Source organism: Rhizobium sp. 01T444 (assembly GCF_056398305.1).
Genome location: NZ_JBFTPD010000024.1, coordinates 51,362 through 75,314, shown reverse-complemented (window position 1 = coordinate 75,314; position 23,953 = coordinate 51,362). Strand labels below are relative to the sequence as shown.

24 protein-coding genes are annotated in these 23,953 nt (G+C 60.9%); 9 read left to right on the top strand and 15 right to left on the bottom strand.

What is annotated here, in order from left to right:
- The first annotated feature begins 3 nt into the window (after positions 1-3).
- The 3 genes from AC1DTN_RS26770 (at position 4) to AC1DTN_RS26760 (ending at position 1,890) form a co-directional block, all read left to right on the top strand.
- A complete protein-coding gene (locus tag AC1DTN_RS26770; RefSeq protein ID WP_439014237.1) occupies positions 4-756 on the top strand; it encodes a crotonase/enoyl-CoA hydratase family protein in 753 nt (250 codons plus the stop codon).
- 290 nt (positions 757-1,046) lie between these two features.
- Positions 1,047-1,412, top strand: coding sequence for an ArsR/SmtB family transcription factor (locus tag AC1DTN_RS26765; RefSeq protein WP_113323047.1), 366 nt, complete (start codon positions 1,047-1,049; stop codon positions 1,410-1,412).
- A gap of 4 nt (positions 1,413-1,416) precedes the next feature.
- On the top strand, positions 1,417-1,890 hold the full coding sequence (locus AC1DTN_RS26760) for an SRPBCC family protein (protein WP_162748021.1): 474 nt from the start codon (positions 1,417-1,419) through the stop codon (positions 1,888-1,890).
- Positions 1,891-1,897: 7 nt separating this feature from the next.
- Here AC1DTN_RS26760 and AC1DTN_RS26755 read toward each other — a convergent pair whose 3' ends face one another.
- Together AC1DTN_RS26755 and AC1DTN_RS26750 are read right to left on the bottom strand one after the other, a co-directional pair.
- Positions 1,898-3,148, bottom strand: a complete 1,251-nt coding sequence (locus AC1DTN_RS26755) for a class I SAM-dependent RNA methyltransferase (protein ID WP_477923292.1) — start codon at positions 3,146-3,148, stop codon at positions 1,898-1,900.
- Complete coding sequence (locus AC1DTN_RS26750; RefSeq protein ID WP_477923315.1) at positions 3,145-3,891, bottom strand: TlyA family RNA methyltransferase; 747 nt, start codon at positions 3,889-3,891, stop codon at positions 3,145-3,147. The genes AC1DTN_RS26755 and AC1DTN_RS26750 overlap by 4 nt, the downstream gene beginning before the upstream one ends.
- Before the next feature lie 313 nt (positions 3,892-4,204).
- Between AC1DTN_RS26750 and AC1DTN_RS26745 the strand changes: the two genes are divergently transcribed.
- Positions 4,205-6,151, top strand: coding sequence for a methyl-accepting chemotaxis protein (locus AC1DTN_RS26745; protein ID WP_477923290.1), 1,947 nt, complete (start codon positions 4,205-4,207; stop codon positions 6,149-6,151).
- Positions 6,152-6,214: 63 nt separating this feature from the next.
- Here AC1DTN_RS26745 and AC1DTN_RS26740 read toward each other — a convergent pair whose 3' ends face one another.
- Positions 6,215-7,090, bottom strand: coding sequence for an AraC family transcriptional regulator (locus tag AC1DTN_RS26740; RefSeq protein ID WP_439014242.1), 876 nt, complete (start codon positions 7,088-7,090; stop codon positions 6,215-6,217).
- A gap of 175 nt (positions 7,091-7,265) precedes the next feature.
- Here AC1DTN_RS26740 and AC1DTN_RS26735 point away from each other — a divergent pair, with 175 nt between their 5' ends.
- Positions 7,266-8,003 (top strand): SDR family oxidoreductase, encoded by a 738-nt coding sequence (locus AC1DTN_RS26735; RefSeq protein ID WP_439014243.1) that lies wholly within the window; start codon positions 7,266-7,268, stop codon positions 8,001-8,003.
- 2 nt (positions 8,004-8,005) lie between these two features.
- The gene (locus AC1DTN_RS26730) at positions 8,006-8,344 is read left to right on the top strand and encodes an Atu4866 domain-containing protein (RefSeq protein ID WP_310378445.1); all 339 of its coding nucleotides are present in this window, start codon (positions 8,006-8,008) and stop codon (positions 8,342-8,344) included.
- 23 nt (positions 8,345-8,367) lie between these two features.
- Here AC1DTN_RS26730 and dxs read toward each other — a convergent pair whose 3' ends face one another.
- The 5 genes from dxs to AC1DTN_RS26705 all read right to left on the bottom strand — a co-directional run bounded on the left by dxs (position 8,368) and on the right by AC1DTN_RS26705 (position 13,446).
- Positions 8,368-10,284 carry a 1-deoxy-D-xylulose-5-phosphate synthase gene (dxs, locus tag AC1DTN_RS26725; protein ID WP_113323054.1) on the bottom strand — a complete coding sequence of 639 codons (1,917 nt, stop codon included), beginning with the start codon at positions 10,282-10,284 and terminating at the stop codon, positions 8,368-8,370.
- 102 nt (positions 10,285-10,386) lie between these two features.
- Positions 10,387-11,310 (bottom strand): pirin family protein, encoded by a 924-nt coding sequence (locus AC1DTN_RS26720; protein WP_439014244.1) that lies wholly within the window; start codon positions 11,308-11,310, stop codon positions 10,387-10,389.
- 89 nt (positions 11,311-11,399) lie between these two features.
- Positions 11,400-12,167 (bottom strand): SDR family NAD(P)-dependent oxidoreductase, encoded by a 768-nt coding sequence (locus AC1DTN_RS26715; protein ID WP_477923287.1) that lies wholly within the window; start codon positions 12,165-12,167, stop codon positions 11,400-11,402.
- Between the two features lie 89 nt (positions 12,168-12,256).
- Entirely contained in the window at positions 12,257-12,508 is a 252-nt protein-coding gene (locus AC1DTN_RS26710) for an exodeoxyribonuclease VII small subunit (protein ID WP_003545921.1), read from the bottom strand.
- Between the two features lie 2 nt (positions 12,509-12,510).
- Positions 12,511-13,446 (bottom strand): histone deacetylase family protein, encoded by a 936-nt coding sequence (locus AC1DTN_RS26705; protein WP_007817938.1) that lies wholly within the window; start codon positions 13,444-13,446, stop codon positions 12,511-12,513.
- A 186-nt stretch (positions 13,447-13,632) separates the two neighbouring features.
- Here AC1DTN_RS26705 and AC1DTN_RS26700 point away from each other — a divergent pair, with 186 nt between their 5' ends.
- Complete coding sequence (locus AC1DTN_RS26700) at positions 13,633-14,034, top strand: acyl-CoA thioesterase (protein WP_113323057.1); 402 nt, start codon at positions 13,633-13,635, stop codon at positions 14,032-14,034.
- Here the strand turns inward: AC1DTN_RS26700 and AC1DTN_RS26695 are convergent.
- From AC1DTN_RS26695 to AC1DTN_RS26685, 3 genes are read right to left on the bottom strand one after another with little or no spacing between them, the layout of a single operon-like run.
- The gene (locus AC1DTN_RS26695; RefSeq protein WP_113323058.1) at positions 14,031-14,594 is read right to left on the bottom strand and encodes a biotin transporter BioY; all 564 of its coding nucleotides are present in this window, start codon (positions 14,592-14,594) and stop codon (positions 14,031-14,033) included. The two genes, AC1DTN_RS26700 and AC1DTN_RS26695, sit on opposite strands and share 4 nt — an antisense overlap.
- A gap of 23 nt (positions 14,595-14,617) precedes the next feature.
- Positions 14,618-15,226 carry a CbiQ family ECF transporter T component gene (locus AC1DTN_RS26690; protein WP_477923285.1) on the bottom strand — a complete coding sequence of 203 codons (609 nt, stop codon included), beginning with the start codon at positions 15,224-15,226 and terminating at the stop codon, positions 14,618-14,620.
- Positions 15,226-15,900: an energy-coupling factor ABC transporter ATP-binding protein gene (locus tag AC1DTN_RS26685; RefSeq protein ID WP_477923284.1), complete on the bottom strand. Its 675-nt coding sequence runs from the start codon at positions 15,898-15,900 to the stop codon at positions 15,226-15,228. The genes AC1DTN_RS26690 and AC1DTN_RS26685 overlap by 1 nt, the downstream gene beginning before the upstream one ends.
- Before the next feature lie 125 nt (positions 15,901-16,025).
- On the opposite strand from AC1DTN_RS26685, the gene AC1DTN_RS26680 reads away from it, so the two are divergent.
- On the top strand, positions 16,026-17,216 hold the full coding sequence (locus AC1DTN_RS26680; protein ID WP_477923283.1) for a winged helix-turn-helix domain-containing protein: 1,191 nt from the start codon (positions 16,026-16,028) through the stop codon (positions 17,214-17,216).
- Positions 17,217-17,249: 33 nt separating this feature from the next.
- On the opposite strand, the gene ribB is transcribed toward AC1DTN_RS26680, so the two are convergent.
- The 3 genes from ribB to AC1DTN_RS26665 form a co-directional block, all read right to left on the bottom strand.
- A complete protein-coding gene (gene ribB, locus AC1DTN_RS26675) occupies positions 17,250-18,353 on the bottom strand; it encodes a 3,4-dihydroxy-2-butanone-4-phosphate synthase (RefSeq protein ID WP_113323062.1) in 1,104 nt (367 codons plus the stop codon).
- A gap of 11 nt (positions 18,354-18,364) precedes the next feature.
- Positions 18,365-19,462 carry a chorismate synthase gene (gene aroC / locus AC1DTN_RS26670; protein ID WP_113323063.1) on the bottom strand — a complete coding sequence of 366 codons (1,098 nt, stop codon included), beginning with the start codon at positions 19,460-19,462 and terminating at the stop codon, positions 18,365-18,367.
- A gap of 175 nt (positions 19,463-19,637) precedes the next feature.
- Entirely contained in the window at positions 19,638-22,811 is a 3,174-nt protein-coding gene (locus AC1DTN_RS26665) for a bifunctional diguanylate cyclase/phosphodiesterase (RefSeq protein ID WP_477923281.1), read from the bottom strand.
- Positions 22,812-23,057: 246 nt separating this feature from the next.
- Here AC1DTN_RS26665 and AC1DTN_RS26660 point away from each other — a divergent pair, with 246 nt between their 5' ends.
- Complete coding sequence (locus AC1DTN_RS26660; RefSeq protein WP_037071313.1) at positions 23,058-23,318, top strand: DUF1344 domain-containing protein; 261 nt, start codon at positions 23,058-23,060, stop codon at positions 23,316-23,318.
- A 16-nt stretch (positions 23,319-23,334) separates the two neighbouring features.
- On the opposite strand, the gene AC1DTN_RS26655 is transcribed toward AC1DTN_RS26660, so the two are convergent.
- Entirely contained in the window at positions 23,335-23,925 is a 591-nt protein-coding gene (locus tag AC1DTN_RS26655; protein WP_113323065.1) for a histidine phosphatase family protein, read from the bottom strand.
- Positions 23,926-23,953 lie beyond the last annotated feature (28 nt).

Sequence of the window (23,953 nt, the reverse complement as noted above, 5' to 3'; positions counted from 1 at the left end):
GATATGAGCGATCCCATCATCATCGAGCGATCCGCGGAACATCCGTCCGTCCAGCTCATCCGTTTCAACCGGCCGGAAAAGAAGAATGCCTTCACTCGCGCCATGTACCGGACCATGACCGACGCGCTGAATGCCGCCAATGCCGATGCCGATATCCGGGTGACGGTCTTTCTCGGCACCGAAGGCTGCTTCTCGGCCGGCAATGATATCAGCGATTTTCTCGCCGTGGCCATGGGCGGCAGCATGGGCCAGGAACTGATTGATTTTCTCTATGCACTCGTCAATGCCGAAAAACCGCTCGTCTCGGGCGTCGATGGTCTGGCGATCGGCATCGGCACGACGCTCAACCTGCATTGTGACCTGACTGTTGCTTCCGACCGCAGCCATTTCCGCACGCCTTTTGTCGATCTGGCGCTGGTGCCGGAGGCGGGCTCGAGCCTGATCGTCCCGCGCATTACGGGTCATCAGCGCGCCTTCGCCATGCTCGTTGCCGGAGAGGCCTTTACGGCTGAGGATGCGAAGCAAGCCGGCCTGATCTGGAAGGTGACGACGCCGGAAGATGTGGAAAGCCAGACGATCGCTGCGGCCGCAAAGCTTGCAGCCAAACCGCCGGAAGCGTTGAAGATCGCTCGCGATCTCGTTCGCGGCCCGCGGGAGGAGATCATCGCGCGTATCGATGAAGAGGCCCGTCACTTCGCCGCCCGCATGAGAAGTGATGAGGCGCGCGCTGCCTTCGAGGCTTTCATGCGCCGCTGAGCCCTAGAAATCAGTGGTTATTGTCAGACGCGAATTTCAAGCCTCTCTTAAGCATAGTCTAACTAATGAATGGAGGATGGTTCCCCCGAACTGTCCGGGCGCGTGATGTGTTTCGTACGACCCCCCTTGTCCGAATTCATCCAACGTCTATCGCCGTTCGCAGCGCGCTTAACCCCCGCGCTGCGAAACTTTGGGCGACGTGCATCCCAGCCGCGCACCCCCCGTGGAATAGTTAGGTATTTGCCGAACTATTTATTGACTCTCGCCATCTCATATCTATAGTTAGGTACATGCCTAACCAATCACATGCGCTCGATTTGATGTTTCAGGCGCTGGCAGACCCCGCCCGGCGCAGCATGGTGGATCGGCTCTGCAAGGGCCCCGCCTCGGTGAAGGAGCTTGCGGAGCCGCTGTCCATGGCGCTGCCTTCTGTTCTCCAGCATCTGCAGATGCTGGAATCGAGCGGCCTTGTGCGATCGGAAAAGAACGGCCGCGTGCGCACCTGCCGGATCGAGCCGCGGGCGCTGCGCTCCGCCGAAGCCTGGATCAATGAGCGTCGCACCCTCTGGGAGCACCGCCTCGACAAACTGGGCGCATATCTCGAAGCCAATCCGGAAATGCCGGACAAACCTGAGAAGCAGAACGAAAAGGAGTAAGACCATGCAGGAAGAGTACAGCACCTTTCATTCCACCTTCTCCATCGAGCGCACCTATGACGTGCCGGCTCCACGCGTCTTTGCCGCCTGGTCCGATCCGAAGGCGCGCCTACAGTGGGAGGCGATCGGCGAGGATTTCACCACCACCTATACCGAAAATGATTTCCGCGTCGGCGGCCGCGATATCAGCCGGTTCAACTTCGGCAAGAGTGACGAATATGTCGCCGATGCGCGTTATGAAGACATCGTCAGGGATCGCCGCATCGTCTACGCCTATACGATGTCGCACAATGAGCGGCGCATCTCCTCGTCACTGACGACCATCAGCCTGACGCCGGTTGCCGAAGGCACGCATGTCGTCGTCACCGAGCAGATCACCATTCTCGACGGCGGCGATAAGGTGGAATATCGCCAGGCCGGCATCGCCGGACAACTCGACCAACTGGGCCGTTATCTCGCCGGCGAAAAGGTCGGCTGACGGCTGCTTATTTCTCCAACGTCGCGACGATCTCAACATGCGAGGTCCAGAGGAATTGGTCGATGGGCGTGACCGATGTAATTCGGTAGCCGCCCTCGACGAGGATGGCGAGGTCGCGGGCAAGCGTCAGCGGATTGCAGCTCACCGCCACGACCTTCTTGACGATCGAGCGCGCCAGTTCCTTGCACTGGAACTCCGCGCCCGCACGTGGTGGATCGAAGACGACGGCGTCGAAGACTTTGAGCTCCGAGGTCATCAGCGGGCGGCGGAAGAGATCGCGCTTTTCGACGGTCACCGGCTTCAGGCCCTGCGTATTGCGCGCCGCGTAGTCGAGTGCCGCAATCGCCTTGCCGTCGCCTTCAACGGCATGCACGCGGCCGAGACGGGCAAGCTGCAGCGAAAAGGTGCCGGCGCCGGCAAAGAGATCTGCGATCCGCTTGGCCTTGCCGACATGCGCAAGCACCAGCTTTGCCATTGCTTCTTCTGCAGGCTTCGTCGCCTGTGTGAAGCCGCCGGCAGGCGGATAGACCTGGATACCGCCGAACTCGACGGCAGGCTTGGCCGGCTCGATCAGGATTTCACCATCAAGCGAAACGCGGGCAATGCCGCGAAGGCCGAGTATGACCTCGACCGCCTTGCGACGCTGCTGGTCGGACAGCTTCTTTATGCCTTCGACCGCAAGGTCGAGGCCGGAGAGCGTTTCGAGAACCGCGATGCGGAAGGCATCCGCATTGGTCGCGACTGCCGCCCCGACAGCCTTGATTGCCGGCAGCCGGGAAATGATCCCCGCCGACGAGATGGGACATTCCTCGATGGCGACGATGTGATGGCTTTCTGCCTGGTTGAAACCAACAAGCATATCCTTTTCGGTCTTGCGTGCAGCAAAGACCACCCGCCGCCGCTCGCCCGGATGGGCGGCGACGATCTCGCCGACCTCAGGCGTCAGCCCTTTGGACTTCAGCGCATCAATGACGAGCTGCCGCTTGAAGGCGCGGTAGGGCACATCTGCCATATGCTGCAGCGTGCAGCCGCCGCAGGTGCCGTTGACGCCGTCTGGTCCGAAATGCCGGCAGGGCGGCTCCTGCCGGTCGGCGGAGGCCGAGGCGATCGACATGACCGTGCCCTGGCTCTTGACGCGGGCGATCGCTACCGTCTCTCCCGGCAGCGTGAAGGGCACATAGACAGGTCCGTCCTTGCCGTTGGCGATACCGTCGCCCTGTGCGCCGAGCCTGTCGATGGTGATTGTTTCCGTGCTCACGCTTTTGTCCCTGCCAATAGAAATTCCTGATTGCCGTCTCCGCCCGAAATAGGTGAGGGGATGAGCCCGAAACTCTTCCAGCCCATGTCTTCAGTGAACCATCGCTCGAGTTCTGCCGCCACGGCAGGCCCGGAAGTCGGATCCTTGAGCAGCCCGCCCTTGCCGATCGCCTCGCGCCCCGCCTCGAATTGCGGCTTGACGAGGATCGCGGCAAGCGCTCCCGGCTCCGCAATATCGAGCGCCGGAGCAAGCGCCAGCTTGAGCGAGATGAAGGAGACGTCGGAGACGATGAACGCCACGGGCTGGCCAATATCCTCAGCCGTCAGATTGCGGGCATTGAGCCCCTCGATATTGGTCACGCGCGGATTGCCCGATATGCGCGGATGCATCTGCCCGTGGCCGACATCTACAGCCGTCACATGCGCAGCACCCCGCTCCAGCAGCACTTCGGTGAAGCCGCCGGTCGAAGCGCCGACATCGAGACAGTGCCGTCCTGCCGGATCGAGCCCGAAGTGGTCGAGTGCGGCCACCAGCTTCAATGCTGCACGCGAAACATAGTCCTGCGCTGGGTCGTCGATTTCGATTGTCGCATCGTCGCCGAAGACGGCGCCGGCCTTCGTCACCACCTTGCCGGCGACCTTCACCGTGCCGCGTGCCACGGCGTCTCGCGCCCGCGAGCGGCTCGCAAAGAGGCCGAGGGTGACGAGAAGCTGGTCGAGGCGCTGGCTGTTTTGATCTGACATCGGCTGTGAATGACCGTCAAAGCCGCCGGTTGCAAGCGTTTTGTTGGCATCGCGGGCACGCCAGTGCAGGCTCACATCGCCGGAACTGCAATAAACTAAATCGACCTGTGCTGCGACGCACCAAATTTAAACAATTTTAAATCCTGCCCGCATAGGTTCGTTTTGATTGCAGCGGCTCGCTTTTGAATCGCTTCGTGCCATGAAGGCTCCCGCGTCCTCCCCGCCGATCATGTCCCTCATCAAGAAGTCTTGTGGCTGCGCATTTGCGTAGTCGCCCCTTGTCGCGCCTGATGTCGCCAGGAGAAATTGACCGATGTTCGCTCGAAACATATCCTTGAATGGTAAGCTTGCGGCCACTTTCGCAGCACTCATCCTTATTTTCGTATCCGTTTCCGCTTTCGTTTATTCCAAGGCAACGACATCGGCGAGCGCTTCCGCTGAACAGGAAAAATCCGAGCTTCTCGTCAACCAGATCGATGACGCGCTGCAGGCCATGCTTGAGCAGGCCGTCAACCTGCGCGGCTTCATTCTCTTCCGCAGCGACAGTACCTATGGCGATATTTTTGCCAACCGCGAGCGCATGCTGAAGGCGATTGCCGCTGCAAAGCAGACCGCCGCTTCCCAGCCTGAGCTCGTCTCGATGATCGACGAGATGCAGAAGGCTGCAGACCTTTATTTCCACGAGCTCGCCGAGCCGCAAGCCAAGGCCCGCAAGGAAACAGAAACGCCGATCGCAGAGGTCGTCAAGATCGGTGTCAACGCCACCAAGGGCCAGCTCGACGGCTTCCGCGCCGCTTCCGCCAAGATCAAGTCTCTCGCCCGCGACAAGTCCATTGCACTCGCCGCGGCCCAGGCGGACGCCAATAGCGATCTCAAGACGACGCTTCTGGCCGGTGGCATTGCCGCAGCTCTTGCCGCCGCCGCACTCGCCTGGGCTCTGTCGCGCACCATCGTTCGCCCGATCGTCGGCATGACGGCCGCCATGGACCGTCTGGCCGGCGGCGACCACAATATCGAAGTCCCGGCAACTGGCCGTCACGACGAAGTCGGCCGCATGGCCCAGTCCGTTCTGGTCTTCAAGGATGCTGCCATCGAAAAGCAGCAGCTTGCTGGCGAAACTGACCGCATGCGCGGCGAAGCCGAGCGCCAACGACAGATGAGCGACGAGCAGAAGGCCCGCGAAGAAGGCGAAATCCGCTTCGCCGTCGATGCTCTGGCCGGCGGCCTTGCCGGCCTTGCCATTGGCGATGTCGCATCCCGCATCCATACGCCGTTTGCGCCGCAGTACGACAGCCTGCGCAACGACTTCAACAATGCCGTCGAAAAGCTGCAGGCTGCCCTGCAGTCCGTTGGCCGCAACGCTTCGGCCATCAATGCCGGCGCCGGTGAAATTCGCTCTGCCGCGGACGATCTCGCCCACCGCACCGAACAGCAGGCCGCTGCCGTCGAAGAGACCGCAGCTGCTCTCGAAGAAGTCACGACCACGGTGCGCGACTCCGCCAAGCGCGCCGAAGACGTCGGCAACCTCGTCGAGCGCACCCGCCTCGGCGCTGAAAAGTCCGGCGAAGTCGTCCGCAGGGCGGTTTCGGCCATGCAGCAGATCGAAAAGTCTTCGGGCGAGATCTCCAACATCATCGGCGTCATCGACGACATCGCCTTTCAGACCAACCTTCTGGCGCTGAACGCCGGCGTCGAAGCAGCACGTGCCGGTGAAGCCGGCAAGGGTTTTGCCGTCGTCGCACAGGAAGTGCGTGAACTCGCCCAGCGTTCCGCAAATGCCGCCAAGGAAATCAAGGCGCTGATCAACACGTCGAGCGAACAGGTCAACTCCGGCGTCGGCCTTGTCGGCGAAACCGGCAAGGCGCTGGAAGCGATCGTCGCCGAGGTTCAGGAAATCAATCGTCATGTCGGCGCAATCGTCACCGCGACCCGCGAACAGTCGATCGGCCTGCAGGAGATCAACACCGCTGTCAACAACATGGACCAGGGCACTCAGCAGAACGCCGCCATGGTTGAAGAGCAGACTGCTGCGAGCCACGCGCTTGCCCAGGAAGCATCCGCTCTTGACGACCTGCTGCGCCAGTTCAAGCTCGGCGCTCAGGCTGCCGCTCCGGTCCAGAGAACCACTGCAGCAACCACCGCGTCCCGACCGGTCGCCTCTCCGGCCCGCGCGCTCGCTAGCAAGGTCACTAGGGCCTTCGGCGGCAAGCAGGCAACCGCGGCTGCTGCCGTCGTCCAGGAAGACTGGACCGAGTTCTGAGAGCGATCTCTTCGGAAATGAAAAAGAAAGGGCGGCATTGAGTGCCGCCCTTTCTTTTTGGGTTTACCCGGCGGAGGCGCGCAGCCGCTCGATATCCCGCCGCGGCGGGATGCTATGCATGCGGACATAATCGCGGCTGAACTGCGAAGGGCTGTCGTAACCGACACGGAAACCAGCCTCGGCAGCGCTCAGCCCCTCGGTCACCATCAGCCGCCGTGCCTCCTGCAGACGAAGCTGGGTCCGGAACTGCAGCGGGCTCATCGCCATCACGGTCTTGAAATGCTCGTAGAAGGATGAAGCGCTCATGCCAGCCACCGAAGCCAGATGCTCGATGGCGAAGGGCTCGCTGAAATTCTTCCGCACGAAATCGATCGCCCGGCCGATCTGGTTGAGCCTGCTTTCGCCATTGGCGATCTGCCGCAACAGCGCGCTCTGCGGCCCGCGGATCAGCCTGTAGAGGATCTCCCGCTCGATCAGCGGCGCCAGAACCTCCGCATCCTCGGGTGTGTCGAGCAGGCGCAACAGGCGCACGACCGCGTCGATGAGTTCAGGCGTCGTGGCACTGACACCGGCCGCAGGGCTTTCCGGCAGACGCCCCTCTACGGCAGGCAGCATTTCGGCAAGCGTGCTGCGGTCGAGCTGTAGCCGAAGGCACAGGTATGGCCGGTTGGCGCTCGCCTCGACAACGGCGCCGATCACCGGCAGGTCGACACCGACCACGAGATAATGCGCGGCATCATAGACATGCGCGATCTCGCCGATCACGGCGCGCTTGCGCCCCTGCGCCACGATGCAGAGCGAAGGTTCATAGAGCGTATGGATCGGTTCGGTGCGGGCGGAGGATCGTATGATACCGACCCGCGGCAGCACCGTGTCGAAATTACCATCCGTCTCGGTATGACGATCGATCAAGTCTGCAAGTTCGGCAATCTTTTCCATGGAAGCAGCATGAACCCTACTGCTGCAAATGCCAAGCGCCTGAAGCGGCTTTCGGAAGATCGTGCAAGAAATCCGGAAAAGCTTGCTATCGGTCGCTGCCTGGCCAAGCCCAATCTTATGCGCATGGATCGGCAGCATTCGGCTGCGGTCCCGATTGAAGCATGAGGAAAAGAACATGACGGGTATAAAAGGCAAGACAGTTCTCATCACTGGCGCGAGCAGTGGCATCGGCGCCGGCACCGCACGCGAACTGAGTGCTGCCGGCGCCAAGCTGATGATCGGCGCACGCCGTACCGACCGGCTGGAAGAGCTGGCAAAGGAAATCCGCGCCGGTGGCGGCACGGTGGAATTCCGCGCGCTCGACGTTACCGACCGGGCCGATACCGAGGCCTTCGCCAAGGCCGCGGTCGAGGCTTTCGGCGGCGTCGATGTTCTGGTCAACAATGCCGGCGTCATGCCGCTGTCGCTGATGTCCTCGCTCAAGGTCGAGGAATGGGACCGCATGATCGATGTCAATATCAAGGGCGTACTCTACGGCGTCGCCGCCGTACTGCCGATCATGAACACGCAGGAGCGCGGCCAAATCATCAACGTCTCCTCGGTCGGCGGCTTGGCGGTTGTGCCGACGGCTGCCGTCTACTGCGCCACGAAATATGCAGTGCGGGCGATTTCCGATGGTCTGCGCCAGGAAAACAAGAAGCTGCGTGTGACCTGCATCTATCCCGGCGTTGTCGAATCCGAACTCGCCGAGACGATCACCGAACCTTTTTCGGCCGAAGCCATGGTCGCCTTCCGCGAGATCGCCCTGAAGCCCGATGCCATTGCCCGGGCGATCCGTTTCGCCATCGAGCAGCCCGAGGATGTTGATGTCAACGACATCACCGTCCGCCCGACGGCGAGCGTGGGACTGTGACCATGCGGATCCGCGGGGCTCTCGCCGGGGCGGTGCTTTCGCTTGCCGCCTCATCCGCTCTTTCAGAGGAAACGAAAATGCAGAACCGTCCCTATCTCGGCCCCTATCTCGGAATGTGGATCACCGGTGACGGCCACATCCAGCAGGAACTGCTGTCCAACGGCCGTTATGACGAGGCGAGGGGTACGCGAAAGAGTGCCTACCAGGGCCGCTATGAAGTGACCGGCGATCATATCGAATATTGGGACGATACCGGTTTTACCGCCGATGGTGATTTCATCGACGGCGTGCTGCATCACGGCGGAATGATCTTCTACCGTGATGGAAAAAAGCCTGAGTGAGAAAAGCCCGTCGGCGTGCTGCCTTAACCGGCCACGCCGACGGCAACACCACGTCCGAGCGCGTTGAACACAGTCGAGACGATGCCGGCACGGTCGAGACCGGCATGGGCGATCATCGCTTCCGGCTTAGCCTGTTCCATCCAGATATCGGGCATAACCAGCGAGCGCACCTTCAGACCACGGTCGAGAAGGCCATCCATCGCCATGAACTGCATGACCTGGCTGCCGAAGCCGCCGACGGAGCCTTCTTCCACCGTGATGAGGATTTCGTGGTGGCGCGCAAGCTGGCGGATCAGCGCGTGGTCGAGCGGCTTTGCAAAGCGCGCATCGGCAACCGTCGTCGAAAGGCCAGCGGCATCTAGGTCTTCGGCCGCCAGCAGACAGTCGGCAAGCCGCGTCCCGAAGGAAAGAAGCGCAACCTTCGTGCCTTCCTTGACGATGCGGCCCTTGCCGATCTCAAGGATCTGGCCGCGCTCCGGCATGTCGACGCCGACACCTTCGCCACGCGGATAGCGGAACGAGATCGGGCCGGCATCATATGCGACGGCCGTGCGCACCATATGCTTGAGCTCCGCCTCGTCCGCGGCCGCCATGACGACGAAGCCGGGCAGGGTGGCAAGGAAGGCCGTATCGAAGGAACCGGCATGTGTCGGACCATCGGCACCGACGAAACCGGCGCGGTCGATCGGGAAGCGCACGGGCAGGCCCTGGATCGCCACGTCATGCACGACCTGGTCGTAGGCGCGCTGCAGGAAAGTGGAATAGAGCGCTGCGAAAGGCTTGAAACCTTCGGCGGCAAGGCCGGCGGCGAAGGTCACTGCATGCTGTTCGGCAATGCCGACATCGAAACAGCGTGACGGGAAAATCTCGGCGAACTTGTCGAGGCCGGTGCCGGTCGGCATGGCGGCAGTGATGCCGACGACGCGGTCGTCGAGTGTTGCTTCCTGGACCAGCGTCTCAGCGAAGACATTGGTATAGCTCGGTGCATTCGGCTTCACCTTCGCCTGCGTGCCGGTGATGACATCGAACTTGTTGACGCCATGATATTTGTCGGCTGCAGCTTCCGCCGGCGCATAGCCCTTGCCCTTCTGGGTCACGACATGGATCAGCACCGGGCCATTGGCATTGTCGCGCACGTTGCGCAGCACGGGCAGAAGGTGGTCGAAGGAATGACCGTCGATCGGGCCGATATGGTAGAAGCCCATCTCTTCGAACATCGTCCCGCCAGTCACGTAGCCGCGGGCATGCTCGACGGCGCGGGTGATCGCCCGGTCGATGTTCTTGCCGAGATAGGCCGTCAGTTTCTTGCCGAAGTCGCGGAAGCCCATATAGGTGCGGCCGGAGGCAAGGCGGGCGAGATAGGCGCTCATCGCCCCGGTCGGCGGGGCGATCGACATGTCGTTGTCGTTGAGAATGACGATCAGGCGGGCATCGAGCGCGCCGGCATTGTTCAGCGCCTCATAGGCCATGCCGGCTGACAGTGCCCCATCGCCGATGACGGCGATGACGCGGCGGTCCGTCCTGTCGATATCGGCAGCAACAGCCATGCCGAGGCCGGCGGAAATCGAGGTTGAGGAGTGCGCAGCACCAAAGGGGTCGTATTCGCTTTCGGCCCGGCGCGTGAAGCCCGAGAGACCGTTTTCCTGGCGCAGCGTGCGAATGCGGTCGCGGCGCCCGGTCAGGATCTTGTGCGGATAACATTGATGGCCGACATCGAAGATCAGCCGGTCGTCAGGCGTGTTGAAGACGTTGTGGATGGCGATCGTCAGCTCCACCACGCCGAGACCTGCGCCGAGATGCCCGCCGGTGCGGGAGACGGCGTCGATCATTTCGTCCCTGACTTCGCGTGCAAGCTGCGGCAGATCGCGATCCTCGAGCTTGCGCAGGTCGGCAGGATAGGTGACCTGATCGAGCAGCGGGGTCTTCGGGGATTGTGTCACGGGCGGGCGCTCTTCTTTGACTGATCGGCTTTGCTTTATTCGATTGAATTGCGGCAAAACAACTACATTTGCATAACCGCAAGTTTTTCACCTTAGAGCACTTCAGCCCTCCGGCAAAGGCACGAATTCCTCTTCATCGCCGGGAACGATATCGAAGCGGCCGGTGCGCCATTCCTCCTTGGCCTTCTCGATCCGCTCCTTCGAGGAGGACACGAAATTCCACCATATGTAGCGTTTGGAATTCAGCGCGGCACCGCCGAACAGCATCAGATGACAGCCCTCAGTGCCAGCTTCGAGCGTGATCGCATCGCCGGGCCGGAAGACAAGAAGCTGGTCTGCCGCAAACCTGTCGCCAGCAATGACGACCTCGCCTGACAGCACATAGACGGCGCGTTCCTCGTGAGCCGCGCCGAAGGGAAATTTCGCGCCCGGCTGTAAGTCGAGATCGACATAAAGCGTATCGGTAAACACCTTCACCGGCGAGGCGAGACCCTCGAACGAGCCGATGACGACGCGCCCACGCACGCCGTTGGTCTCGATCAGCGGCATCTCTCCCTTTTCGGTATGGGCGAAGGAGGGGTCGATTTCCTCCTTGTCGTCAGGCAATGCCAGCCACGTTTGCAGTCCGGACATCAGAAGCGGATGGCCGCGCAGATTGTCCGGCGTGCGCTCCGAATGCACGATGCCGCGGCCGGCCGTCATCAGGTTGATATCGCCGGGGCGGATGACCTTTTCCGTTCCGAGACTGTCGAGATGACGGATCTCGCCATCGAAGAGATAGGTGACCGTCGAAAGCCCGATATGCGGATGCGGCTTCACGTCCAATGCTTCGTCTGGCTTCAGGATCGCCGGTCCCATGCGGTCGAAGAAGATGAACGGCCCGACAAGCCGGCGCTGGCGGGTCGGCAGGGCGCGGCGCACCTGGAAGCCGCCGATATCGCTGGTGCGCGGGATGATCAGATTCTCGATCGCATCGCAGGCGAAGGCATCGCCGGGCAGGGGATCTTTACCGGGGAAGAAGGACATGGCGCACTCCAATCACAAAGGCTTCCGCCACAGATAGCGCCTGCGGGTCCGGCGCGAAAGGGCCAGTTTGCGAGATCGTCGGGAAGCCGTCAGATTGCCGTAAAACCATTGTCGACGAAAAGATGGGCGCCATTGACGAACACCGATTCATCGCTCGCGAGATAGAGTGCGGCGCGAGCGACATCCTCGGGCTCACCGATCCGGCCCTGCTGCGCGGCAATCGCCGCGTCCGAAACATCAACGCCATGCGCCTGCAATTCCTTCACTTCGCGCAGGCCATGCGGCGTGCGGATGAAGCCGGGGCAGACGGCATTGCAGCGGATGTTGCGGTCGCGAAATTCGACGGCGATGGCGCGCGCAAACATATGCACCGCGCCCTTGGTCGTGTCGTAGAGCACTTCCATCGGCGTCGCCGCGACCGCCGAGATTGACGAGGTGCAGACGATCGATCCGCCGCCGGCTTCGATCATCTTGGGCAGCACCGCCTTCGCCATCAGAAACATGGAGCGGACGTTGACCGCATGCAGCCAATCCCATTCCTGCAGCGTGGTCTCCAGGAACGGCTTGATGACGATCGTACCCGCGTGATTGAAAAGGACAGTGACCGGTCCGTAGCGCTCCTCGACGCCGGCCACCGCGGCATTGACGGCTGCTTCCTCCGAAACATCAGCCGTCCAGTAATCGGCCTCGCCGCCGGCAGCGCGGATCTCATTGACGGTTTCCGCCGCCGCCTCGCCATTGCGGTCGATGATGGCGACACGCGCGCCCTCGGCCGCAAAGAGCTTCGAGGCTGCGCCGCCCATGCCGGTCGCGCCGCCCGATATGATGGCGACCTTGCCCTTCAATCTGTCCGTCATCAGTCAGTCCCCTTCTTGCTTTGAAAGGGGATCATAGATCGGTCGGAAGCTGGTCGCCAAGCGTCTTGAAAGGGAGTTTCCGTACGCCTTTAAGCGCCGTCGAGCGGCTCGACGCCCTGTGGCTTGCCGGCGCGGTCGAGACGGATCTTCTCGATACGGTTTTCGGCGGCCGAAAGCAGCGTTTCGCAATGCTTCTTCAGCGCTTCGCCACGCTCGTAAATCTCGATGGATTCATCCAGCGCCACATCACCGCGTTCCAGCCGGGCAACGATGCTTTCGAGTTCGGCAACCGCCTTTTCGAAGGAAAGACCGGAAACCTCCGGCTTGGCGCTGTCAGTCATTCTCAACCCTTCATCATTCTGAGGATATGCATGCCCGCCGACTCGGCGAGTCCTTCCAGATCATACCCACCTTCCAGCAGGCTGACGACCCGGTTATTGGCGCTGCGGTCGGCAACCTCCAGAAGACGGCCCGTCGCCCAGTCGAAATCCTCGCCGGTCAGGTTGATCTGCGCCAGCGGATCGCGGTGATGGGCGTCAAATCCGGCAGAGATAATGATGATATCAGGCCGGAAATCGTTGAGTGCCGGCAGCACGCGCGATTTGAACGCCTCGCGGAAATGATCGCTGCCGACATTGGGCGAAAGCGGCGCATTGACGATCGTGCCGTGCGCGCCGTTTTCATCCTTGGCCCCAGTGCCGGGATAAAGCGGCATCTGATGGGTGGAACAGAAAAGCACGGAGGGATCGTCCCAGAAAATATCCTGCGTGCCATTGCCGTGGTGGACGTCCCAATCGACGATGGCGACGCGTTCGGCGCCGTGCGCCTTCTGCGCATGGCGGGCAGCGATAGCCGCATTGTTGAAGAAGCAGAAGCCCATCGCCGTCATCTTTTCAGCATGGTGACCCGGCGGGCGCGCCGCGACGAACACATTGTCGGCCTTGCCGCGGAACACGTCGTCGACGGCGGCCATCGCCCCGCCGATGCCGGTCAGTGCCGCCTGCAGGCTCTTCTGGCTGGCATAGGTATCGGCTTCGAGCTGGTTGATTTTGTCTTCCTCTTCCGGGATCTGCCGCATGACGGCGATCAGATGTTCCTCCGGGTGGGCAAGCAGCACGGCGTCTTCATTCGCCTGCGGCGCTTCCTTTCGGTCCAGGCGCTCGAAATTCGGATGCTCCAGCGCGACATTGAGCGCGCGGATGCGGTCGGAGCGCTCGGGATGGCCTGACGGCGTCACGTGCTCGAGAAAGATGGGATGTTCGTAAAGACGGGTGCTCATGCCGGCACTCTATCGATCGCAAATGTCATGATCCACAGCAGATGGAGCGCAGCGTGTCGATTTCAACACGCTGCATCGTCGCGGTTAACGCTCCGCATCCTCCGTTTACGCTATTTTAATTGTTTCGTTTACATCGACGGACCCCATGCTAGGGTCCTAGTGATAACCTGCAAGGCAGACCTGTAAATGAGTAAGACGAACCGCCCGGACGTGGTGGAATTGCGCATACCGTTTCGTGATGTGGATATGAACGGCCAGATGTTTCTGGCCTCCTATATTTCCTATGCCGAATCCGTACTTGCGGGTTTCTGGTCATTGAGACCTGATGTGGAGGACGAGCCTGTCTATACTCCCGCCAAGGTGTCCTGCATCCTTCACCGGCCATTGCACTATCACGAAGCAGTGACCTTCACCGCCGGCGTCGACAAGATCGGTGTGCGCTCCATCGGCTTTCTCATCGCCGCCGAGATTGACGACGAGCGTGCTGCCGAGGTCGAAATCACCTGGCAGGCGCGCAGCCGCGACGACGGCTCGCCAGTCTCGCTTCCCGAAGAGACGCGCGACTGGCTCTATGGCTTCCTGGATTAAGCGCGAATCCGCAAGAGTGGATAACCGGCCATGACGGCCCGGCCGACGAGCGCTGCGACGAAGGCCTTTATGACGTCACCTGGGATGAATGCCATGCTGCCCACAAAGGCCTGCTTCAGGCCGATATTTGCTGCAAGAGCCAGATAGGCGATCCCGAAGGCGTAAAGCACGACGATGCCGCCGATCATGGCGGCAAGGAAGAAGCTTACCGTCTGGACGAGGCCGGACTGATCGCCGTGAACCAGCCGTTCACTGAGGAGGCCCGTCACAAAAGCGGCAAAGACCCAACCGAACAGGAAGCCGGAGGTTGGGGCCACGAAAGCGGCAAATCCACCGCGGCCACCCGAAAGCACCGGCAGCCCGATGGCTACGAGCACCAGGACGATCAGCACGGCAATCGTGGCGCGTCTTGCGCCAAGCACGACGCCTGCCATCATGACGCCGAGCGATTGCGCGGTGATCGGCACCGGGATGAAGCCGAGATAGATGGGCGGCAGCAGGCCGAGAGCCACGATAATCGCGGCGAAAAGAGCGGCAAGAACGAGGTCGCGCGTGCTCATCGTGATCTCCAATTCATAAATCGTTAACTGACATGCCGCCGAATGCCGCGCGCGTCAATCGCCGCGGCAATGTTATCCGCATCCCTGAGCGTTAAAATGATGAGCGGGGTAAGGATCGTCGCCGGTCGCACCTTCAGTCCACGCGCGGCATGCGCTTCGCTGATCGCATGGTAGCGGGCGATGATTTCTGGTACGAAGCGCAGCACGAGACCGACCGCCAGCCCAATGTCGTCGGCCTTCACCCAGCCTGTCCGTTCCAGCGGTCGTGCAAGCGCCGTTATCTCATCCATGAATTGCGTGATTGTCGTCGTTACGGTCACGGCGGCAGCAAACAGCATCAGCGCCGTCAGCCGGAGCAGCGTCGCAAGCGCCGCGTGCCACGGACTGACGATGAGGGTGAAGAGTGCCACGATCACGATCGTCAGCAAGATTGGCCGCAGCCGGACGGCCGATTCCTTCAGCGACAAGCCGATGCTGCGATAGGTCAGCGCCGTCAGCAGCGTGACGACGGCAAGCACCGGAAGATTGTCGCCGAGGAACAACACGACGCCGAGCAGGAAGAGGGAAAAGATCTTTACCCGCGGCGAAAGCCGGTGCAGCGCACTGTTACCTTCGACATAAAGCGACTGCATCAGACGGCAAGCTCCCTGTAGCGGGCAATCGCATCTCCTGCCGGCGCATCGGCCTCCAGCCTGCCCTCATGAAACAGTAACACCCGCTCGAAGCCTGATATCAGCTCGAGATCATGGGTGATGACGACGACATTTTCTTCAAGCCCATCGATGGTGTTCTGCACGAGCGCGCGGTTGCGCAGGTCAAGCTGATTGGTCGGCTCGTCGAGGATCAGGATATTGGGACCGGTTGCCAGCACCGAGCAGAGTGCTGCGATCTGCAACTCGCCGCCCGAAAGCTCATGCGCACGGCGGGTGGCTAGTTCCTCGGCGTTGAAGCGGGCCAGCACCATCTCGACCTTTCGATCGATCTCCGCCTTGCTAAAGCCGCGGCCCTTCAGTCCGAAAGCGATGTCGTCCTTGACGATCGGGAGGATTATCTGGTTCTGCGGCGACTGGAAGATGAAGCCGACATCGGCAAGCGCCGTCTTCTCCCCAAGTGTGTCGCGCCCGTTGACTATGACCTTGCCAGTGGTGGGTTTCATGAGCCCGTTGATCATCCGCGCGAAGGTCGTCTTGCCCGAACCGTTGAGCCCGATGACGCCGAGACGGTTTTCGGTGAGAGACAGTGTCAGTGGCTCGACCGCGACTCTTGCTCCGAAACTGGCGCCCGCGCTCTCGAAACGAATATCCAACTATGGTCCCCTTGTTTGAATTCCTGCTTCTATAAGGCGGTGACGACGCGATAAAGGATCAAAATCGAATCGGCTCGAATATCGTATCGGCTAGCTAGGAAGATTTTCCGCGCTATGATCGCGGCATGACGAATCTGCTCTCCAATTCCGATGCCCGCCGTGTCTTTCTCACCAAGCAGGGGCTGAGCGCGCCTCCGAACCGTGCATTGACCAAGGCCGGCCTACTGGACCTCATTCACGACCTCGGCTTCGTGCAGGTGGACAGCATTCAGACGGTGGAGCGCGCCCATCATCAGATCCTCTTTTCCCGCAATCAGACATATCGGCGCGAACACCTGACCGCACTCCTGGAGAAGGATGGTGCGCTCTTCGAGCACTGGACGCACGATGCCTCCATCCTGCCGAGCGCCTTCTTCAAATACTGGAAGCACAAGTTCCTCGACGAGGAGAAGGCAATCGTCGAGCGCTGGCGTAGATGGCGCGGCGAGGGCTTCGAAGCTTCCTTCGAGGAGACCTATGATCGGGTGGTCAAGGATGGGGCGATCCTGGCGCGCGACATGAAGGCGGACGGCCACGTCTCCGGCGGCTGGTGGAACTGGCACCCCAACAAGACGGCGCTCGAATATTTCTGGCGCACCGGCAAATTCGCCATCGCCGGCCGCTCCAACTTCCAGAAGATCTATGATCTTGTCGAGCGCGTCATTCCCGCCGAATTCCATGAGCCTGAGGTCAGCCGCGAGGATTTCGTGGATTGGGCCTGCAGAAGCGCGCTTGCCCGTCTGGGCTTTGCCACCCACGGCGAAATCGCCGCCTTCTGGGATCTGCTGTCGCCGGATGAAGCCAAGGTCTGGGTAACTGAACACCGGGACGAATTGATTGAGCTGCTGATCGAACCGGCCCTCGGCGGCAAGCCGCGATCCTCATGGGCCTTTGCCGATTTCCTCGCCACTACAGACACTTACCCAGAGCCGCCGCCCCGAATCCGGGTACTCAGCCCGTTTGATCCGATGATCCGCGACAGAAACCGGACGGAGCGCCTATTCGGCTTTTTCTATCGTATCGAGATCTTCGTGCCGGAGCCGAAGCGGGAATACGGCTATTACGTTTTCCCGCTGCTGGAAGGCGACAGGCTCATCGGCCGTATCGATATGAAGGCGGACAGGAAAAAGGGCACGCTGGATGTCAAGCGCCTGTGGCTTGAGCCACGCGTGAAGGCATCCGCAGGGCGGCTGGAAAAGCTGGAAGCCGAGTTGGAGCGCTTAGCGCGCTTCGCCGGCGTGGAGAACGTCGTCTATCTCGACCGCTGGAAAGGGTAATCCCTTCTCCCAGACGGGAGAAGGGATAGCTAGTCAGCAGATTTCCGTCTTGGAAATCTTGATCCCAAATCCTTCGAGACCGACATAGTGCCGCTCGCGGCTCGTCATCAGCTTGATCGAGCTGACGCCGAGATCCCTGAGGATCTGTGCGCCGAGGCCGATTTCCAGCCATTCGCTGTCGCGCGTCTGTGCTTCGGTATGCGCCTCACGGCCTTGATTGCGTGCCTTGCGGCCATTGTCGTAATGGCCGACTCCGACGGAGCCTTCACGCAGGTAGACGATGATGCCGCGGCCCTCTTCGGCGATCTTCTGCATATAGAAGTCGACCGGTTTGCGCTTGCCGAAGAGGTCGTCGGCTACGTTTTCCGGATGCAGGCGCACCGGAATATCGACACCGTCCCTGATATCGCCGAAGACGACGGCGAGATGCTGCATCGGATCCCAGGGCAGGGCGTAGGTATGCGCCTTGGCCTTGCCGAACGGTGTCTCGATATCGAAGCTCGAGCCGAGCTCGATCAGCGTTTCCTTGCGCTGGCGATAGGCGATGAGGTCGGCAACCGACAGAAGCTTCAGTCCGTGCTGTTCGGCGAAATCCACGACCTGCGGGCCGCGCGTCACCGTGCCGTCGTCATTGACGAGTTCGGAGATGACCCCGATCGGCGGCAGGCCGGCAAGCTTGCAGAGATCCACGGCCGCTTCCGTATGGCCGGAACGCATCAGCACGCCGCCTTCGCGGGAGACCAGCGGAAAGATGTGGCCGGGACGGACGAAATCTGACGCACCCACATTCGGGTTTGCAAGGTTGCGTACCGTCAGCGTGCGGTCGTCGGCGGAAATGCCCGTGGTCGTACCGTGCTTGAAGTCGACGGAAACGGTGAAGGCGGTCGTGTGGGCGGAATCGTTTTCCGCCACCATGGCGTTGAGGTTCAGCCGCTTGGCCTCTTCCTTCGGCATGGGCGCGCAGACGATGCCTGACGTGTGGCGCACGATGAAGGCCATTTTTTCGGGCGTCGCATGCACGGCGGCAACGATCAGGTCACCCTCGTTTTCACGATCATTGTCGTCCATGACGACGACGATCTCGCCGGCTTCGAAAGCCCTGATGGCATCAACAACGCGCTTCTGATCATAAGGCATGTGACAAATTCCTATTTCAGCCGGCCGGTCTGGCCGCGGTCGCGAAGATAATGGTCGGCAATGGCGCAGGCGATCATCGCCTCTCCGATCGGCACGGCGCGGATGCCAACGCAGGGGTCATGACGGCCCTTGGTGCGGATATCGACATTCTTGCCGTCGGCATCGATCGACTGCCGTTCGGTGAGAATGGAAGAGGTCGGCTTGACGGCAAAGCGGGCGACGACCGGCTGGCCGGTCGAAATGCCCCCGAGGATGCCGCCGGCATTGTTGGACAGGAAGATCGGCTTGCCGTCATTGCCCATGCGCATCTCATCGGCATTGTCCTCGCCGCTCGTCTCTGCGGCGGCAAAGCCGTTGCCGATCTCGACGCCCTTGACGGCGTTGATCGACATCAGCAGCGAGGCGATATCCTGGTCGAGCTTGCCGTAGATCGGGGCGCCGAGACCGGCGGGTACACCTTCGGCGATTACCTCGATGACGGCGCCGATAGAGGAGCCGGCCTTGCGGATGCCGTCGAGATACTCTTCCCAGACCGGCACGATCTCGGCGTCCGGCGAGAAGAACGGGTTCTGCCCGACCTGATCCCAGTCCCAGTTGGCACGGTTGATCTTGTGCTTGCCGATCTGCACCAGCGCCCCGCGGATGGTGACACCAGGCACTACGAGCCGGGCGATGCCGCCGGCTGCCACGCGGGCAGCGGTCTCGCGGGCCGAGGAACGGCCGCCGCCGCGATAGTCGCGGATGCCGTATTTGGTATCATAGGTATAGTCGGCATGGCCGGGGCGATATTGCCGGGCGATCTCGCCATAGTCCTTGGAACGCTGGTCGGTATTCTCGATCAGCATGGAAATAGGTGTGCCAGTCGAAATCATCGTCTCGCCGTCGGCGTCCATCATCACGCCCGAGAGAACTTTCACCAGGTCGTCTTCGCGCCGCTGGGTGACAAAACGGCTCTGGCCGGGCTTACGCTTGTCGAGCCAGACCTGCAGGTCCTCGAGCTTGAAGCGCAGCCCCGGAGGGCAGCCGTCGACGACGGCGCCGAGCGCCGGCCCATGGCTTTCGCCCCAGGTAGTTACACGGAAGAGATGACCGAATGTATTGTGCGACATGTGTTCCCGCCGGATGCGCGGAACCAGTCGTCACTGGCCGCGCCATTACTCGACAAGGCGCGACACTCATAGGCCAAAAAACCGTTCAGGCAAAAGCCTTTCTTTGCGCCTGATGGTGCGATCAGGGAAATGGTATTTCCCGTATTTGCGACCGATAGCCGCTGCGGCTTCAGCGCTAGGATGCCAGCAGCCAGGCCGTGCCGCGCGCCTCAATGGCGAAGTCGTCGAAGGAAAGGGGACGTGCGAAGGCGTAACCCTGCAGCAGATCGCAGCCGAGATCGCGCAGCAGTTCGGCATGTGCCAGCGTCTCGACACCCTCCGCCACGGTCTCCACACCGAGCGAACGGGCGATTTCGATGATGGAACTGACGAGCGCGCGCTCCTGTGAGGATGCGACGATCGGCTGGACAAGCTGCCGGTCGATCTTCAGCCGTTTCGGCTTGAGCTTCAGCAGCGACACGATCGAGGTGTGGCCGGTGCCGAAATCGTCGATCTCGATATCGATGCCGAGCGCCTTGATCCGTTCGAGGTTTTGCGAAACCACGTCCTCGCTTTCGTCGAGAAAGATGGATTCCACCAGCTCGAACGAAATTTCGCCGGGGTGGATCTGCAGGTCACCAAGCGATTCCAGAAGGCTGCCATCATGCAGGCGCCGCGCCGAAACGTTGACGGAGACTTTCGGTACATAGATGCCCTGTGCCGCCCAGCGCATCTTGTCGCGCAGCGCGGTTTCCAGGACGATGCGGTCGAGCGTCTGCACGACGTTGATCTCGTCGGCAATGCGCAGGAATTTGTCCGGGGTGAGCAAGCCCTTGGAGGGATGGCGCCAGCGCACCAGCGCCTCGACGCCCGTCAGCTTCATCGTCCGCGCGCAGAATTGCGGTTGGTACCAGGCCGTGAACTCGCCATTGTCGATGCCGGCAAGGATTTCATCGGCCGTGCGTTTATTGTTGATGATGTCGGCCTGCAGATTGTGGTTGAAGAATTCGAAGCGGTTGCGGCCGAGGCTCTTGGCGCGATAGAGCGCGATGTCGGCATTGATCAACACTTTGCGGGCATCGACATGAATGCCGTTCGCCAGTGCAATGCCGATCGACACGCCGCAACGGCAGGGAAACCCCTGGAAATCGACGGGCTGGCGCATTTCCTCGATGACGCGGCCTGCAAGCTTCGCCATCTCCTTGTCGCCCACGTCGAAGGAGAGGATGACGAACTCGTCGCCGCCGATACGCGCAACGACATCGCTGTCACGCAGATTTCTGGAAAGCACGCGTGAAGCATGGACCAGCATCGCATCGCCGGCTGCATGTCCCAGCGTGTCGTTGATTTCCTTGAAGCGGTCGAGGTCGATATGCAGGATCGCAAATTTCTGCCGGTCGTTATGGCCGGCATCCGTCAGGTTTTCCAGCGCGATATCGAGCTTGCGACGGTTGGCAAGCGAGGTCAGCGGGTCGTGCAGGGAATTGTGCTCGATCCTGTTCTTTGCGAGTTCCAGCTCGATGTTCTTGGTGATCGCCTCATCCTTCGCGGCCTTGAGGCGCAGCGTCATCAATGCATCCTCGGTCGAATCGAAGGCGATGCCGATGATCTTCATCTCGCCGGTCGGCGTGCGGTGCACCTTTCCGACGGAACGCACGTAGCGCACGCCGCCATTTTCGTCCGGCACGCGGCAGACCAGCGTATGCGTGTCTCCGAGCTGCCTGAAATGCCGGGCGCTTTCGAGCGCCAGCCCGCGGTCATCGGGGTGAATGCAGGAGAGCCATGCGTCCTCGGTCACGAAGGCATTGCTCTGCTTCAACCCGTAGAGCTCGTGCATGCGCTCGTCCCAGATCGAGCCGCTCTTGCCGAGAATTGCCTCCCAGATGCCGCATTGATAGGAATCGAGGGCCAGATCGAGCTTGCCGGAGAGTTCGGAAAGCTCCGCCTCGCGGCTTGAAAGTTCTTCCAGCGCGAGTTCCAGCTCGGCATTCTTGAGCTCGCTCGTTTCCTTGGCAAGGCGAAGCGTGTTGGTGACTTCCGCATCGGCTGTCACGTCCCAGACGATGCCGATCGTCTTTCCTGTGCCGCCGGCATCCGTATAGAAGGCGCCGATGGAACGCAGATGGCGGATGCGGCCATCGTCCCGCATCACCCTGTATTGCGCGGTGCAGGCTTCTCCAGCGATGCTGCAACCGAAGAAATGAACCTCGGCGATTTCGCGGTCTTCCGGCACGATAGTCGAAAGCCACACTTCCAGTGGCCGGCTGCCTTCGATCGCTTTGAGGCCGTGAAGGGTGGATGCGCGTGCATCCCAGGCAAGGTTGGTGGCGTTTTCCTGCAGCTCCCATATGCCGATCCGGGAAGATTCCAGCGCCAGGTTGAGGCGCTGCGACAGTTCCATAAGTTTGGCTTCCCGGGCCTCGAGCTGCGTGATGTTGCGGTTGCGTTCGCCAAGCAGCAACGTGGCGAAAAAGATCGGGATGATGATCACGCAGCCTGCGGCGACGATGATCAATCGCAGTTCACGCTGATTATTGGGAACCGCATGCCAGCCGGAGTTCGGCACTGCCGCCAGTTCCCATCGCCCGCCCGCGAAGTTGATTTTGCGGCGAAGCGGATCCTTCTCGTAGATATTGGAAGGGCCGAAGAAGGGCGCGGCCGTTTCGTCCGGAATGCCGATGTCACGCACCGCGATCGACAAATGGTCGAGATGCGGATAGCGCTCCTGGTTTTCGCTGTTGCGCGCGGGCTTCAGGCCGGTCGCCTCGTAGAACATGTTCTGGTCGATGACCACCTCGACCGCGCCCCAGATGCGACGCTGGCCGTTCTGCTTGACGAAAACCGGGAAGAAGATCGCGAAGGCGTTTTCTGCATCCGCCGTCTTGAAGGGACCGTAGAAGCGCGCCGACTGGTCGCCGGTATTGCGGCTGATCGACATGCGCTCCATCAGCCGCTCGCGCACATCCTTGCCGATCCTGTCTCGACCGGATTGCGCCGGATAGACCGACTTGACGATGAAATCAGGCGCGACCGCAATATGGATGAAATGTGGGTTCTGGATCAGCAGCCAGTTGATCTGCCGTTCCATCTCCACTTCGTTCGTCTGCGTGCCGAGTGAGATCAGGTTGGAAAGGTCGCGGACGGCGGTAATGTCCATATTGATCTGCGCCATCATGCGGGCACGGATCAGGTTCGTCTCGTTTTCAGTACGGATTTGCAGCTCGCGCAGATGGGCGGCAGTATTTGCTCTGTCGAGTGCAAAGCCGACGGCAATTACGACAATGGCCACGAGGGCTGAAACCAGCAGCGAGACACGCGTATTCTTCAGAACACGCCGCAGCTGGTTGCCGTTGCTCAGCCGGAATTGCAAATCACATACCCCTACATTCGGGCCGACTTTAGGGGGCAGGAGTTAATTTACGATTGCGCGCATTCGCGGCCGCTAAATCGCGTAAACAGAGAGAAAATGACGGTTAATCGAGCCTCTTGATTATCCGTAAAATCCTATTCATCAATTGGGCGCCGAAAGCCATTCTTCCGGGCAATTTTCGCCATATTCAGGAGTTTATCTGTGGCCACTCGATATCAATGGCAGCGTTTCAAAGGGATTGCCGACATGCGTTTCGTTATTGCTACGCTTCTGGCCACGGCAAATTTTCTTTCGCCCATGAGCAGTTTTGCCGAGAGCGCTGATGTCGAGGCGACGATCAAGAAGGTCGATACGGCCAATCTCGTCCTGACGCTCGATGATGGCAAGACCTATCAGGCGCCCGAGGAATTCGATTTCGAAGGCCTGAAGGCCGGCGTCAAGGTGGTGATTTTCTATACGGAAGTCGACGGCAAGCGCGTCATCAACGATCTCGACATCGTCAAGTAAGCAAGCCGCATTTGGGCTAGATCCAGCCGATCAGGCTCTGCGACGTCTCGATTTTCAAAATCCGGTCCTGCGGGATTTCGCCCTCAGAGGCGACGTCCTTCGGCAGGTTGGAGATTATCTTGAACAAGCTTCTGATGACGCCGCCATGGGTGACGCAGACGGTCGGCCGGTCGACTGAATTCAGCCATGCGCCGGTCCGCCACGACATGATCTCGTAGCTTTCCGCATCTTCGCCCGGCGGAATGAAATCCCATTTGTTGATGTTGCGTTCCGTCACTCTCTCGGCCTGCGAGCCCCTGAGCTGCTTTAGCGTATAGCCTTCCCAGTCGCCAAAGGAGACTTCGACCAGACGTTCGTCGGTTCGGTAATCCTTGGGCGGGAGCCCCATGGCCGATCGCATGATCTCCATGGTCTCGCGCGTACGCCCGAGCGGGCTTGCGACGAAATCGAATTCCGTATCTTCGCCCTTCAGGACCGCCGCAAGGGCGATCCCGTTCTGTTTTGCCTGTTCGCGGCCGATCGCATTGATCGGAATATCCTTCTGCCCCTGCAGACGGCGTTCCGCATTCCAGTCGGTCTGGCCGTGTCTGATCACATAGATGAGCACGGGGATCGGCTCCGCTTAGGGGGGAGGA